The 14,155-nt window shown below is 73.8% G+C and carries 13 protein-coding genes; 3 read left to right on the plus strand and 10 right to left on the minus strand.

The features are described from left to right. Nucleotides 1–62 precede the first annotated feature (62 nt). From EDD39_RS21285 to EDD39_RS21315, 7 genes are all read right to left on the minus strand, one after another. Entirely contained in the window at nt 63–1,058 is a 996-nt protein-coding gene (locus tag EDD39_RS21285) for a 2-hydroxyacid dehydrogenase (protein WP_123558319.1), read from the minus strand. A gap of 70 nt (nt 1,059–1,128) precedes the next feature. Then, a complete protein-coding gene (locus EDD39_RS21290; RefSeq protein ID WP_123558321.1) occupies nt 1,129–2,154 on the minus strand; it encodes a 6-phosphofructokinase in 1,026 nt (341 codons plus the stop codon). A 312-nt stretch (nt 2,155–2,466) separates the two neighbouring features. After that, nucleotides 2,467–3,192, minus strand: a complete 726-nt coding sequence (locus tag EDD39_RS21295) for a type 1 glutamine amidotransferase (protein WP_123560699.1) — start codon at nt 3,190–3,192, stop codon at nt 2,467–2,469. A 248-nt stretch (nt 3,193–3,440) separates the two neighbouring features. Then, nucleotides 3,441–4,697 carry a Mur ligase family protein gene (locus tag EDD39_RS21300; protein WP_123558323.1) on the minus strand — a complete coding sequence of 419 codons (1,257 nt, stop codon included), beginning with the start codon at nt 4,695–4,697 and terminating at the stop codon, nt 3,441–3,443. Nucleotides 4,698–4,909: 212 nt separating this feature from the next. Then, nucleotides 4,910–6,289 carry a GNAT family N-acetyltransferase gene (locus EDD39_RS21305; protein WP_123558325.1) on the minus strand — a complete coding sequence of 460 codons (1,380 nt, stop codon included), beginning with the start codon at nt 6,287–6,289 and terminating at the stop codon, nt 4,910–4,912. A 106-nt stretch (nt 6,290–6,395) separates the two neighbouring features. Continuing rightward, on the minus strand, nt 6,396–7,844 hold the full coding sequence (locus tag EDD39_RS21310) for a pyridoxal phosphate-dependent decarboxylase family protein (protein WP_123558327.1): 1,449 nt from the start codon (nt 7,842–7,844) through the stop codon (nt 6,396–6,398). A 56-nt stretch (nt 7,845–7,900) separates the two neighbouring features. Then, a complete protein-coding gene (locus tag EDD39_RS21315; RefSeq protein ID WP_123558330.1) occupies nt 7,901–9,010 on the minus strand; it encodes a hypothetical protein in 1,110 nt (369 codons plus the stop codon). 237 nt (nt 9,011–9,247) lie between these two features. Between EDD39_RS21315 and EDD39_RS21320 the strand changes: the two genes are divergently transcribed. Both EDD39_RS21320 and glmS read left to right on the plus strand, forming a co-directional pair. Next, complete coding sequence (locus tag EDD39_RS21320; protein WP_051817055.1) at nt 9,248–9,553, plus strand: hypothetical protein; 306 nt, start codon at nt 9,248–9,250, stop codon at nt 9,551–9,553. A gap of 45 nt (nt 9,554–9,598) precedes the next feature. Then, nucleotides 9,599–11,440 carry a glutamine--fructose-6-phosphate transaminase (isomerizing) gene (gene glmS, locus EDD39_RS21325; RefSeq protein ID WP_123558332.1) on the plus strand — a complete coding sequence of 614 codons (1,842 nt, stop codon included), beginning with the start codon at nt 9,599–9,601 and terminating at the stop codon, nt 11,438–11,440. A 203-nt stretch (nt 11,441–11,643) separates the two neighbouring features. Here the strand turns inward: glmS and EDD39_RS21330 are convergent, their stop codons facing one another. Next, a complete protein-coding gene (locus tag EDD39_RS21330) occupies nt 11,644–11,904 on the minus strand; it encodes a GlsB/YeaQ/YmgE family stress response membrane protein (RefSeq protein WP_123558334.1) in 261 nt (86 codons plus the stop codon). A 202-nt stretch (nt 11,905–12,106) separates the two neighbouring features. Here EDD39_RS21330 and EDD39_RS21335 point away from each other — a divergent pair, with 202 nt between their 5' ends. Further along, nucleotides 12,107–12,484: a ribosome maturation factor RimM gene (locus EDD39_RS21335; protein WP_123558336.1), complete on the plus strand. Its 378-nt coding sequence runs from the start codon at nt 12,107–12,109 to the stop codon at nt 12,482–12,484. 7 nt (nt 12,485–12,491) lie between these two features. Here EDD39_RS21335 and EDD39_RS21340 read toward each other — a convergent pair whose 3' ends face one another. Both EDD39_RS21340 and EDD39_RS21345 read right to left on the minus strand, forming a co-directional pair. Next, nucleotides 12,492–13,121, minus strand: coding sequence for a TetR/AcrR family transcriptional regulator (locus EDD39_RS21340; protein WP_123558338.1), 630 nt, complete (start codon nt 13,119–13,121; stop codon nt 12,492–12,494). Nucleotides 13,122–13,188: 67 nt separating this feature from the next. Next, nucleotides 13,189–14,079, minus strand: coding sequence for an SDR family NAD(P)-dependent oxidoreductase (locus tag EDD39_RS21345; RefSeq protein ID WP_244256882.1), 891 nt, complete (start codon nt 14,077–14,079; stop codon nt 13,189–13,191). Nucleotides 14,080–14,155 lie beyond the last annotated feature (76 nt).

Raw genomic sequence — 14,155 nt, forward strand, 5'->3', positions numbered from 1 at the left:
CACGGCAACGGACACGGGGCAGCGATCCCGCCCCCGACCGCAGGGGCGCCGTCGCCGGGGCGCTAGCCCTTCGGGACGAGGGTGTTCTCGTTGGTGCGGCCCGCCGCGTAGTCGTCGATGTTGCGGGCGGTGGTGTCGATGATCTGGCCGACGGCGGTGCGGGTGTAGTAGGCCTGGTGGGAGGTGACCAGGACCTGGGGGAAGGTGACCAGGCGGGCGAGGGTGTCGTCGGTGATGCCCTGGATGGACTGGTCGGTGAAGAAGACGCCGGTCTCCTCCTCGTAGACGTCGAGGCCGACGCCGGAGAGGCGGCCGGTGCGCAGGGTCTCGACGAGGGCGGCGCTGTCGACGAGGCCGCCGCGGCTGGAGTTGACGAGGATCGCGTCGTCCTTCATCCGGGCGAGGGCGGCGGTGTCGATCAGGTGGTGGGTGCTGGGGAGGAGCGGGACGTGCAGGCTGATCAGGTCGGACTGGGAGAGGAGTTCGGGCAGTTCGGTGTAGGTCATGCCGAGGTCGAGGCAGGCGGGGTTCTCGGCGATGTCCCAGCCGAGCAGGCGGGTGCCGAAGCCGGCGGCGATCCGGGCGAAGCACTCGCCGATCTTGCCGGTGCCGATGACGCCGACGGTCATGCCGTGGATGTCGCGGCCGAGGAGGCCGTCGAGGCGGAAGTCGAACTCGCGGGAGCGGTTGGCGGCGCGGGTGAGCCGGCGGTTGACGGCGAGGGCGAGGGCCCAGGCGTGTTCGGCGACCGCGTAGGGGCTGTAGTGGGAGACCCGGGCGACGGTGAGGCCGAGTTCGGCGGCGGCGTCGAGGTCGATGTTGTTGAAGCCGGTGGAGCGCTGGGCGATCAGCTCCGTGCCGCCGGCGGCGAGGACGGCGAGGGTGCCGGCGTCGAGTTCGGCGTTGACGCTGGTGCTGACGGCGGGGTAGCCGGCGGCGAGGGGGGCGGTGTCGCGGTTGAGGAACACGGCCAGGGTGCGCAGCGAGTGCCGGTCGGCGAAGGCCTTCTCCAGGAGGGGCTGTTCGTCTGCCTGGACGCCGTACGCGAGGATCTCCATGCGGTGAGGCTATCGCCGGGGGCGCGGGCGGGCGGGCCGCGACGCGCCCCCGGGGCGGGGCCAGGGGCCGTCAGATGACGGTCTCGGCCTCCTTGTAGCGCTCGGCCGGGACGGTCTTCAGCTCGGCGACGGCCTCGCCGAGCGGCACCAGCTTGATCTCGGTGCCCTGCAGCGCGGTGATGTGCCCGAAGGCGCCCTTGTGGGCGGCCTCGACGGCGTGCCAGCCGAAGCGGGTGGCCAGGACGCGGTCGTACGCGGTGGGGGTGCCACCGCGCTGGGTGTGGCCGAGGATGACCGGTCGGGCCTCCTTGCCGAGGCGGTGCTCCAGCTCGCGGGAGAGCTGGGTGGCGATGCCGGTGAACCGCTCGTGGCCGTACATGTCCTTGGTGCCCTCCTCCCACGGCATGGTGCCGGGTTCGGGCTTGGCGCCCTCGGCGCAGACCACGATGGCGAACTTCTTCTGCCGGTCGAAGCGCTCGCGCACGACCTCGGTCAGCTTGTCGATGTGGAACGGGCGCTCCGGCACGATGATGGCGTGCGCACCGGCCGCCATGCCCGCGTTCAGCGCGATCCAGCCGGTGTGCCGGCCCATCACCTCGACGACCATGACGCGCTGGTGCGACTCGGCGGTGGTCTTCAGGCGGTCGAGCGCCTCGGTGGCCACCGAGACGGCGGTGTCGAAGCCGAAGGTGACGTCGGTGCAGGCGATGTCGTTGTCGATGGTCTTCGGCACGCCGACGACCGGCAGGCCCGCGTCGCTCATCAGCTTCGCGGCCTTCAGGGTGCCCTCGCCGCCGATCGGGATGACCGCGTCGATGCCCAGGTCCGCACAGTGCTGCTTGGCGCGCTCCACGCCGTCGCGCAGGTGGCTGGGCTGCACCCGGGAGGAGCCGAGGATCGTGCCGCCCTGGGCGAGGATGCCGCCCACCGAGTCGAGCGTCAGCGGACGGTGCACGCCCTCCAGAAGACCGCGCCAGCCGTCCTCGAAGCCGATGATCTCGTCGCCGTGGTCGACCACCCCCCGGTGGACCACGGAACGGATGACGGCGTTCAGGCCGGGGCAGTCACCGCCGCTGGTCAGGACACCAATACGCATTGCTTTGCCAACTCCCGAGCAGGATCGGACGGCCGGACTGGTGGGTGGGAATCGGGCATAACGCCCGAAACTGACCTGCTGCACAGCATACGGTTCCTGCGTCCGGCCGGGCCGAAACCGACGCGGGGGCGGCTTCCTCGACGCACCACACGTAACTGCGACCCGACCGCCGAGGAGGGTGTTGCGCCCGGGCTCTCCTATTCTCCTATGAAGTTGTCCCGCGACGGGAAGGCTGACCACATGGCGGTCAGCCGTCCACCGTCGTGACCTCGGCTTACGCGTGGATGAACGCGCAGCGGGGCCGCTCCGGCGCTACGCGGGGCGGGCCGCGGCGATCCGCTCCGCGCGCAGCGCGTCGTACCAGGTGGTGTCGGCCGGCGGCAGCGCGTTCACGTCCAGCGCCAGCTTGATCAGCAGGTCCGCGACGGCGGGGTTGCGGGCCATCACCGGGCCGTGCAGGTAGGTGCCGAACACGGTGTCGCGCCAGGCGCCCTCGGTGCCGTCGCCGGTGCCGTTGCCCCGGCCGACCTGCACGGTGGCGAACGGGCTGACGCCCTCGCCGAGGTGGGTGACGCCCTGGTGGTTCTCGAAGCCGGTCAGCTGCGGCAGGTTGAGCTGCGGGCTGACGTCCGCCAGCACGTCGCCCACGCAGCGCGCGCCCTCGCCGCGGACCGTCCACACGTCCAGCAGGCCCAGGCCCGCCTCGCGCTCGCCGAGGTCGTTGACGAACTCGTGGCCCAGGATCTGGAAGCCCGCGCAGACCGAGAAGATGATCGCGCCGTTCTCGGCCGCCCGGACCAGCCCGCCGTCGTTGCGCAGCCGCTCCGCGGCCAGGCGCTGCGGACGGTCCTCGCCGCCGCCGATCAGGTAGATGTCGCCGCTGGTCGGCACCGACTGGTCGGAGCGCACGTCGATCCGCTGCACCCCGAGGCCGCGCTGCCGGGCCCGCCGCTCCACCACCAGCGCGTTGCCGCGGTCGCCGTACGTCGACAGCAGGTCCGGGTACACCCAGACCACCCGAAGGCTGCTCTCGCTCATCCTCGAAGACCTCCCGAACTGCTGCTGGGGCGCGGGCTGCTGCGGAGCGTCCCCGCCGTACTGCTGGTGCTGCTGCGGCTCGCCGTACGCCTGCTGCTGCTCGTACTGGCCGTACTGCTGCTGTTGCTGCTGCTGCGGGTCGTACTGCTGCTGCTCGTAGGACGGCTGCCCGCCGTAGGGCTGCTGCTGCCGGCCGTAGCCGCCCTGGTCGCCGAACTGCTGCTGCCCGCCGTAGTACTGGTCGCTCATCAGGACACCACGGCCTTGCGCAGCTGCTGGAAGGCGGTGTAGTTGGCGATGGCCTCGATCCGGCCGGCCGGGGCGGCGTCCACCGCCTGGGCGAGCGAGTCGACCACCTCGAACTGCAGGTCGGCGACCTCCAGGCGGACCGCGAGGTCGAGCTTGCGCTGGCCCATCACGTAGATCGGGTGCCCGGCCAGGCGCTCGTAGTCGACGTCCCACAGCCAGGAGGTGTCGGTGCCGTCGGCGTCCATCGCGTTCACCGACAGGACCACCGGCGCGGGCGGGCCGTCGATCAGCGAGAAGGTCTCCAGCCAGCCGGCCGGGTTCTTCGCCAGCAGCAGCCGGACGTCCCGGCCGCGGTACTGCACCACGTCGTAGCGGCCGGCCACCGCGGCCACCGACTGCATCCGCTGCAGCGCGACCTGCGGGGCCACCCCGAAGACCGCCGCGACGGCGGCCGAGCTGGTGGCGTTCGCCAGGTTGGCGCGGCCCGGCAGCTGGAGCTGGATCGGCCAGGCGCCGCGGTGCGGGTCGATCACGTGGGTGCCCTGGAGCGCCCAGTGCGGGTTCGGGCGGCGGAAGCCGCACTCGCCGCAGAACCAGTCGTCGCCCGGGCGCTGCATCACGCCGCCGCAGGACGGGCACGACCAGGCGTCCTCCTTCCACGCCTGCCCGGCGGCCACCCAGACCACCTTCTTGCAGGACGAGGCGGCCCAGGTCACCAGCGGGTCGTCCGCGTTGGCGATGATCACCGCGTCGGTGTCCTTGAGCCCCTCGCGCCACTTCTCGGCCATCATCCGGGTCTCGGCGGCGCGGTCCAGCTGGTCGCGGGAGAGGTTCAGCAGCGCTATGGCCTTCGGCCGGGTGTCCCGGGCGACCATCGGCAGGTACTTCTCGTCCACCTCGATGACGCCGAACCGGGCGCCGGTGCCGCCGGCCAGCGCGCCGGTGATGCCGGCGGGCATGTTCGCGCCCAGCGCGTTGGAGACCACCGGGCCGGCCGCCCGCAGCGCCTCGGCGATCAGCCGGGTGGTGGTGGTCTTGCCGTTGGTGGCGCTGACCAGGACCACCTCCAGGTGCTCGGCGAGGGTCGCCAGCAGGTCCGGGTCGAGCTTGAGCGCGACCTTGCCGCCGATCACCGAGCCACTGCCGCGCCCGGCCTTCTGGGACAGCGCGGCGGCCATCTTGCCGGCCGTCACAGCGATCTTTGCGCGGGCGGGCAGCGAGGCGTCGCGCGCGGCTTCCGAATCGGTGCCTGGCATGCTCAGGGGTTCCTCCTTGCTGCGGCACCGCCCTGGCCGTTCGACGGCCCGCGGGCGGCGGGGACGGGCTCAGCCTACCGACTCCCACCCGCACACTTGAGCAGGGGCGACAACCTTCGGCGCCCGGCTCAGCCCTTCGGCAGCGCGAGCGGCCTTCCCGGGCGGCCCGCCGCGGGTGCGGCGGGCCGCCCGGGAGGGCCGGGCGGAGCGGTTCAGCGGGCGGGCCAGGGGGCGGGGAGCTTCTCGGCGGCCTCGGCGAGGTGGGCGGTGATCACCAGGGTGCCGTCCTCGACCTGGTAGTCGAGCGGGGCGCGGAGCCGGCGCATGGTGGAGATCAGGCCGGTGTTGGCCGAGGTGGTGACGGCGTAGACGGTGCGCACGCCCGCCTCCAGGGCGAGCGCGGCCATCCGGCGCACCAGGTCGACGCCCAGGCCGCGGCGCTGCCAGGCGTCCTCGACCAGCAGGGCGATCTCGGCGCCCTCGTCGTCCCACATCAGGTGGGCCAGGGCGACCAGGCGGCCGTGCGCGGTCTCCACGGCCAGGGTCTGGCCGTGCCGGGGGTCGAGCAGGTGGTCGAGGTAGCGGTCGGCGTCCTTGACCGGGCCGTGGTAGCGGCGGCGCAGCGACTCCGCGGAGCAGCGGGCGTGCATGGCCAGCGCGGCGGGCTTGTCCCCGGGGGTGGCCCGGCGGACGGTGAGCTCGTCGTCCAGGTGGCTGATCCGGGCGGCGACGGCCGGGACGCGCGGGCCGAGGACGGTGTCCAGCTCGACCAGGGCGCGGGCCCGGGCGAACTCGGTGGGCGTGAACGGCAGGTGCGGGCGGGAGAGTTCGAGCAGGTCGCCGCCGGGCAGCGGCAGCCGCATCAGGTGCCCGGCCAGGCCGGCGGGGGTGTCGTCGCCGCGGCCGGGGTACTGCCGGATCGTCGCGCGGCCGAACAACTGGCGCAGGGCGACCGGGAGTTCGGCGGCGTCCAGGGCGGTGCGGGTGGCCAGGGCGAGGACCTGGCGGGGGACGTCGACGAGTTCGTGGGCGTCGGCCCGGTCGGTCCAGATGTCCCAGCCGCCGGCGGCGGCGACGGCCGCGGCGAGCTCGGTGCGGGGCAGCGCGGCCGGGGTGCGGAGGATGAACTCGTCGACGGTGCAGTCGGGCAGCGGGTGGGCCTGCATGGAGACGATGTTGACCTGCAGCCCGGCCAGCGCCGTGCACACCCGGGCCAGGCTGCCGGGGGCGTCGGAGACGCTGGTGCGCAGCCGCCACAGGGCGGTCGGCTCCTCCGGTGCGTTCATCGCGCCGCCGCCCGGCGGTGCGTCCGCTCCCGGCGGGGCGGCGGCCCCGGGCGGCCCGGTCGGGTGCCGGTGGGCGAGCCAGCCGCGGAACAGCGCGGTGGCGAGCAGGGCCGCCGCGGAGGCGACCAGCAGCACCGGCCCGTCGTGGCCGTGCACGACGACGTTGGCGACCAGGTCGGCGGCCGCGACGGCGGCGAAGACCGCCGCGAGCTCGACCGTCTCCTTGCGCCAGCGGTGCCCCCGGCTCCGCCGCCGCTGCTGCTTGTCGTCGGTGACTCTGTGCTGGGTGTACGCCATGGTGTCCATGCCTGCATGGTGGCGCTCCGCTGTTTCACGATCACGAATCCCCCGTGACCTGACGGTAAATGTCTCCGCGGGCCCCCGTCGGATCGGCGCTGATCCGCGCCCGCGATCAGTTGGACGTACGGCACCGGTCCAGGAGTTCCGCTCCGGCGGACTTCACCTCGTCCAGCAGCAGCCGCAGGTCCGCCTCGGTGGTGGCGGCGTTCAGCAGGCAGGCCCGGAGCATCTCGCTGCCCCGGTAGACGGCGCCGGTGACGAAGACCTCCCCGCGCTGCTGGACGGCCACCGGGAGCAGCGAGTTGAGCTTCTGGAGGCCCGCCTCGTCCAGGCCGGCCGGGCGGTGGCGGAAGGCGACGATGGAGGTCTCGACGGGCGCGACGAGCTCCAACTCCGGGTCCTGCTCGATCCATTCGCCCAGCTGCCGGGCCTGCGCGGTGCAGTGCGCGACGTCCCGGGCGACGCCGGAGCGGCCGCGGTGGGCGATCGACGCCCAGACCTTCAGCGAGCGGAACGGGCGGGTCTGCTCGGTGCCGTACTCGGAGAACCAGCCGAGGTCGCCGGCCGCGTCGTCGCGCAGGTAGGAGGGGACGAGGCTGAAGGTGCCGCGCAGCTCCTCGGCGTCGCGCACCAGCGCGCAGCCGCAGTCGACCGGCACGCCCAGCCACTTGTGCGGGTCGAGGGCGAGCGAGTCGGCCCGGTCCATGCCCGCGTAGCGGTGCGCGATCGCCGGGTCCAGGACGCCGAACGCGCCGTAGGCGCCGTCGACGTGGAACCACAGGCCCTCGCGCTCGGCCAGGTCGGCGATCGGCCCGAACGGGTCGACGGCGCCGGTGCCGACGGTGCCCGCGGAGGCCACCACCAGGAACGGCAGCCGGCCGGCCGCCCGGTCCTCGGCGATCGCGGCCTCCAGCGCGTCCAGGACGAGGTGGCCGTCGGCGTCGGAGGCGACGGTGCGCAGGTGCCTGGAGCCCAGGCCGAGCAGCTCGGCGGCCTTGCGCACGCAGCTGTGCGCCTCGCCGGTGACGTAGCCGACCAGCGGCGGCATCCCGGCCAGGCCGTCCTCGCGGACGTCCCACCCGGCCTTGCGGGCGGCCCGGCCGCGGGCCGCGGCCAGGCAGACGATGGTGGCCATCGAGGTGCCGGAGGTGAGGATGCCGCCGCCCGGCGGGTGCGGGAAGCCGACCAGTTCGGCGATCCAGCGCACCACGGCGCGCTCCAGGTGCACGTCGGCGTGGTCGCCGCCGGCCGAGCTGGGGTTCATCGCGCTCGCGGCCAGCGTGGCGAGCACGCCGGCGGGCTGCGGGGCGGAGTTCACCCAGCCGAAGAAGCGCGGACTCCCGTTGCCCATCGGGTGCGGCATGATCCGCCGCTCGACGGTCTCCAGCAGCCCGGCCAGGTCGGTGCCGTGCTCGGGCAGCGGGAGGTCGAGCAGCGCGGCCCGCTCCGCCGGGTCCATCGGCTGCCACACCGGGCGGTCGGGCACCGCGTCGAGGTAGTCGGCCACCAGGTCTGCGGCCGCCCGTGCGGCCCCGCGGAAGTCGTCGTTCACACGGGGCATCGTATGCGCAGGTGGGCGGGGTCGGACCGGCGCCCGCCCGCGGGAGGGGCCGGGGGTCAGTCCAGGGTGCTGGACAGGCCGCCGGCCGAGCGGCAGTAGCCCTGGATCTCCTTGTCGCCGATCTGGGCGCACAGGCGGCCGGCGGCGCCCGCGGTGGTGTCGTTGACGGTGTAGTAGCTGACCAGGCCCTGGGTGCAGGCCTTGCGCTGCCAGCCGTCCTTGGGGGTGGCGCACTGCTGGGCGGCCCAGTCGGGGCGGTCCAGGTTGTACTTCATGGTGCGCGAGCCGGCGCCCCGCGAGCAGTCCTCGGCGCCGCCGCTGGCCTGCCCGTTCAGGCACCACTGGAGGGCCTGGGCGAACGCCTCGGGGTGGTTGGCGTAGTCGTGCGAGGAGAGGAAGAAGGTCGGCGCGTAGAAGAAGCAGGCCGACTGGTAGAGGGCGGGCTGCTCCGGGCACGGGTAGAGCGGTTCGGCGGCGAGCTTGTCGGCGGGGAGGTTGGCCTTGGCCTTCTCGTCCTCCTCGTCGGGCGCGAACAGCTGCATGAAGACGCCCTCGGAGCAGGTGATCCGGCGGCTCTGGCTGGGGAACTTGTCGCACAGCGCGCGGGCGGCCGGGATGTCCTGCTTGGTGACGAACATGATGCCGTGGCCGACGCCGTGGATGCACGGGCCGGTGTTGGCCGGGGCGCACAGGGTGAGGATGTCGCTCTGCGGGTCCTTGGAGTTGGCGAGCATCTCCTCGACCGCGCCGTGCAGGTAGCCCGCCGCGCAGGTCTCGTGCGGGAAGGAGATCACCTTCTGGAAGTCCTGGTGGTAGCGCTCCACGGCGGCGTGCCCGAGCTCGTGCGCGATCGGGTGGCAGAACCGCACCGTGTACGGCTTGTCCTTGGAGATCCTGTCGAGGTCGGCGAGCGCCACCCCCGGGTCGGTGGCGGCCATCTCGGCCATCAGCTTGTTGCGCAGGGTGGAGCGGGTCCACACCGCCGGGTCGCCGGTGGGGGAGGGGGACGCGGCGGCGTCCGGCGCGGCGCCGGGGCGCGGGCCGCCGGGGTCGGCCGCGGCGGCCGCGGTGGCGGGCTTCGGCGTCCAGTCGGTCACCATGACCGACCCGAGGCCGAGGACGGCCAGCAGGACGGCGGTGACGACGGCGAACACGCGCGGTTGCATGACGGACGTTCCCCCTGTGATCGACACGGACAGTGCACGGCCCATCCTGCGGGGTGACCGCCGGAAACCCGGGCAGGGACACCGCCGACGGGATCGGAAGGCCCCCACGATCACCCGAACACCGTCCGCGCACCGTCCTCCAACGAACGGCCCACATCATAGGGGCGCCCCCGCGCGCGGCCCCGGTCGCCGCCACAGCTGGTGATCCTGCCCGAATTCGGGCAGGATCTTTGGCAAATGGACACTTCGCGCCTAGGCTCCCGATCCGTGCCTGCCTCACCGCACCCTCATGAGGACCTGCTCGCCCACCTCGCCAGGACCACTGCCCTGGCCCCGGGGGAGGCCGCGCGGGTCGTCGCGGAGGTGCTGGCGTACTTCGCGGAGACCACCGAGGAGTACGTCCGCCGCCGCCACGGTGAGCTCCAGGCCCGGGGGCTGACCAACGACCGGATCTTCGCCCGCCTCGGCGGGGAGCTGGCCGCCCGCCGGGTGGCCGCCCCGCAGTTGACGGTGCGCCAGCTGCGGCGGATGGTCTACGGCTGACGGCCCGGCCCCACCGCCTTCTCACGACTGACAGGAGCCCACGTCATGTGCGGAATCGTGGCCTACATCGGCCCCAAGGACGCGTCCCCCATCCTGCTGGAGGGGCTCCAGCGGCTGGAGTACCGGGGCTACGACTCGGCGGGCGTCGCGGTGGTCGCCCCCGCGACCAGGTCCGCCCCGGCCAGGCTCCGGGTCTGCAAGACCAAGGGCCGGGTCGCCGACCTGGCCGCCGCGCTGCCCGCCCGCTTCAAGGGCTCCGTCGGCATCGGCCACACCCGCTGGGCCACCCACGGCGTCCCCTCCGACGCCAACGCCCACCCGCACACCGACAACGAGGGCCGGATCGCCGTCGTCCACAACGGCATCATCGAGAACGCCGACGAGCTGCGCGCCAAGCTCGCCGCCGACGGCGCGCTCTTCCGCTCCGAGACCGACACCGAGGTCCTCGCCCACCTGGTCGCCGCGCACCGCGCCGACGGCGGCGAGCTCGAGGACGCGGTGCGCGCCGCCCTCAAGCTGGTCGTCGGCACCTACGGCATCGCGGTGCTGGACGCCGAGCAGCCCGACCGCATCGTGGTGGCCCGCAACGGCAGCCCGATCGTGCTCGGCATCGGCGAGAAGGAGATGTTCGCCGCCTCCGACGTCTCCGCCCTGGTCCGCTACACCCGGCAGGTCGTCCACCTGGAGGACGGCGAGCTCGCCACCGTCCGCGCCGACGGTTTCCGCACCTTCACCGAGGACGCCCGCACCGTCACCCGGCAGCCCTCCACCGTGGACTGGGAGGTCGGCTCCTACGACACCGGCGGCTACGCGCACTACCTGCTCAAGGAGATCCACGAGCAGCCCGGCGCCGTCGAGCGCACCCTCTCCGGCCGGCTCGACGAGCGCTTCGCCACCGCGCACCTGGGCGGGCTCAACCTGGACGCCCGGGAGCTGCGCGAGATCCGCCGGGTGAAGATCCTCGGCTGCGGATCCGCCTACTACGCGGGCGAGATGGGCGCCCAGCTGATCGAGGAGCTGGCCCGCATCCCCGCCCACTCCGAGCCCGCCTCCGAGTTCCGCTACCGCAACCCCGTCATCGAGGCCGACACCCTGTACGTCGCGGTCAGCCAGTCCGGCGAGACCTACGACACGCTGGCCGCGGTCCAGGAGGTCAAGCGCAAGGGCGGCCGGGTCCTCGGCGTGGTCAACACCGTCGGCTCGGCGATCGCCCGCGAGTGCGACGGCGGCATCTACCTGCACGCCGGGCCGGAGATCTCGGTCGCCTCCACCAAGGCGTTCACCTCCACCGTGGTCGCCTTCGCGCTGCTCGCCCTGCACTTCGGCCGCGTCCACGACCTCTCGCCCGCCGACGGGCGCCGGATCGTCGCCGGGCTCAAGGCGCTGCCCGACCAGATCCGCGAGGTGCTCGGGCAGCAGGCCGAGATCGAGAAGCTGGCCGCCGCGTACGCCGACAGCCAGGGCATGATGTTCATCGGCCGGGTCCGCGGCTACCCCGTGGCCCGGGAGGGCGCGCAGAAGCTCAAGGAGATCTCCTACGTCCACGCCGAGGCGTACCCGGCCAGCGAGCTCAAGCACGGCCCGCTCGCGCTGATCTCCCCCGAGCTGCCGACCGTCGCCCTCGTCCCCGACGACGAACTGCTCGACAAGAACCTCACCGCGCTCGGCGAGATCAAGGCCCGCGAGGGCCGGGTGCTGGCCGTCGCCCACCGACCGGTCGGGGCCAAGCTCGCCGACCACTGCCTGGTCGTCCCCAAGAGCGAGCCCGAACTCGACCCGCTGCTGCTCAACATCCCGCTCCAACTCCTCGCCTACCACGCCGCGGTGGCCCTCGGCCGGGACGTCGACAAGCCGCGCAACCTGGCCAAGAGCGTCACCGTGGAGTAGCCGCCGGCCCCCGGCGGAGAAGAAGCCCGGCGGCAGGCGGGTGACCGGCTCCGCCGGGATGTCGCCCGGCAACCGCGCATAGCACCGGGACGGCCGCCCGGGTCGGACCCGACGGGGTGGTCGTTGCCGCCACCCCTGGTCCGTCGGCGGGCCGTCCCGGTGCTCCCCGAACGCGGGGGCGGGCGGCGTCCGGTGTCGCGGCGTCAGACGCGCCGGCGCGACCAGAACGGGGTCACCAGCATGATCAGCACGGCGGCCGCGCCGATCTGGAAGAAGTGCCGGATCCAGTCGACGCCGCCGGTGTCCGCGACGCCGAACGCGCTCGCCAGGAAGTTGCCGATGATCCCGCCGACGATGCCCAGCAGGACGGTGAGCCACAGCGGGATCGGCTGCCGGCCGGGGATGACCAGCTTCGCCAGCAGACCGATGACCAGACCGGCGATGATCGCCCAAAGGATCGACATGGTTCCTCCTCGTCTCGGGGATGCGCGGCCCGACGTCGCCGCGCCACCCGCTTGCCCCGCCGCCCGCCACTGATGCCTGCCGCGGCCCACCGGATTCCCGCCCGTCGGCCACCGGCATGGACCGGCCGCCGGCGGGCAACCGCCCCGAGCGGCCGGGGCGGAGCGCCCGCCCCGCCAGGGCCGCCCGAACGGAGGGACGAGCATGAGCGAGCAGCGCCACGACGTCGACCTGTGGACCTACCGGGACGCGTCCGGGCACCGGGTGGGGGCCGACCTGGTCGGGTTCCACGTGGAGGCCGAGGACGGGCCGATCGGCAAGGTGGACCGGATGGCCGAGGACTTCGGGCCGCAGTACCTGGTGGTCGACACCGCCCCGTGGATCTTCCACCACCGGGTCCTGCTGCCCGCCGTGACGGTCCGTGAGGTCGACCTGGAACGGCGCACCGTCCGGGTCGACCGCAGCAAGGAGGAGATCGGCGCCGCCCCGCCGCTGGTGCGGGCCGAGCAGCACACCGACCTCGACCTGCGGGCCGAACTGGCGCTCTACTACGGGCCGTTCTACGGCGGCCGGCTGCCGTGAGGGCCCCTCAGTGCGGGTCCGGCGGTTCCGTCCGGCCCGCGGCGCGGGGGTCCCGCCCCGTCGTCGGCGCGGCCCGCAGGCCGCCGAGCAGTGCGGCCAGGTAGCGGCGCGCGGTGTCGATCCGGTCCGCGGGAGCGCTGCCGGCGTGCACGTCCACGGCGTAGGCGAGGCCGCACATGAGCGGGACCAGGTCGGCTGCGGCCAGGTCGGGGCGGACCGCCCCGGCCGCGCGGGCCCGGTCGAGGAGCGCGGTGCCCGTCGCCCACAGGGACTCCTTGAGTTCCGTGGTGCGCGGCAGGGCGTCGGCGGAGGCGGCGGTGACCGGCGCCAGGGCGGCGTCGGTGACCTGCGCCTCGACGGTGCGGGCCAGGAAGTCCTCCAGCGCCCGCCCGGCGTCGGTGTCCGCCAGCGCCCGCCGTCCGTGGGCGGTCAGGGCCTCCAGGCGGGGGGTGGCGACGGTCTCCAGGAGCGCCTCGGGCGTGGCGAAGTGGCGGTAGACGGTGCCGACTCCGAGCCCGGTGCGGCGGGCGACGTCGTTGAGCTGCAACGGCGTGCCCTGGTCGACCAGTTCGCGGGCGACGGCCACGATCCGGTCCCAGTTGCGGGCCGCGTCCTTGCGCAGCGGTGTCGTCGTCATGGGGACATGCTAACCGGATGGCCCATCCGGATGTCCCCGCCGCCCGCGCCGGGCCCTTCCGGACGGGTCAGGGCGCCGCGAGGGGCGCGTACTGCCGGCTGAGCCGGCGCACGGCGTCGGCGACGCGGGGGTCGGCGGCCGGGCGGAACGGCGTCGTCGGGCGCGCCGCGGCACCGATGACGATGCCGGTCCGGCCCGCCAGGGACTCGTCGGTGGCGGCGACGACGGAGGGCTTCGCGGCCTCGGACGCCGGGCCCGCGGTGGAGCGTTCGAACTTACGGCGCACCAGCGGCCACAGCAGCCGCAGGGCCGGCGAGACGATCTTCGGGTCGGTCAGGGTGCCGTCGGTCATGTCGGTCGAGGCGCCCCCGGGGTCGGCGGCGAAGACCGAGACGCCCGTGCCGTCGAGCCGCGACGCCAGGTCGAGGGTGTAGGCGAGGTTCGCCAGCTTGGCGCGGCCGTACCAGTGGAAGCCGTAGTAGCCGCCGGGCGGCTCGACGGCGTCGAACACCCGCTTGGCGACACCGACCGCACCCGAGGTCACGTTCACGATCCTGCTCGGCGCACCGGCCGTGAGCGTGGGCAGCAGCAGTTCCGTCAGCAGGTACGGCGAAAGGTGGTTGAGGACGAACGACGCCTCCACGCCGTCCAGTTCCCGCCGATCCGCGAACATCGCCCCGACGTTGTTCACCAGCACGGTCAGCGGTTCGCCGGAGGCGGCGTGGTCGTCGGCGATCCGGCCCGCGAGCGTGCGCACGCCGGTGAGCGAGCCGAGGTCGGCGGCCAGGAACCGGCCGGGGCGCGCCGGGTTCACCGCGCCGATCCGTTCGACCGCCCGGGCGCCCCGGTCGGCACTGCGCCCGACCACGGTGACCGAGAATCCGGCGGCCGCCAGCCCCAGGGCCGTCTCCAGGCCGATGCCGGCGGTCCCGGCCGTGACCACAGCTGTCTTCCCCACGCGTTCCTCCGGCCCGGAAATTCGGATAGGTCATCCGCTTGGTGGTGACGGTACCACAAGCGGATTGCCTATCCGT

Source organism: Kitasatospora cineracea (assembly GCF_003751605.1).
In the GTDB taxonomy this organism is placed as follows: domain Bacteria; phylum Actinomycetota; class Actinomycetes; order Streptomycetales; family Streptomycetaceae; genus Kitasatospora; species Kitasatospora cineracea.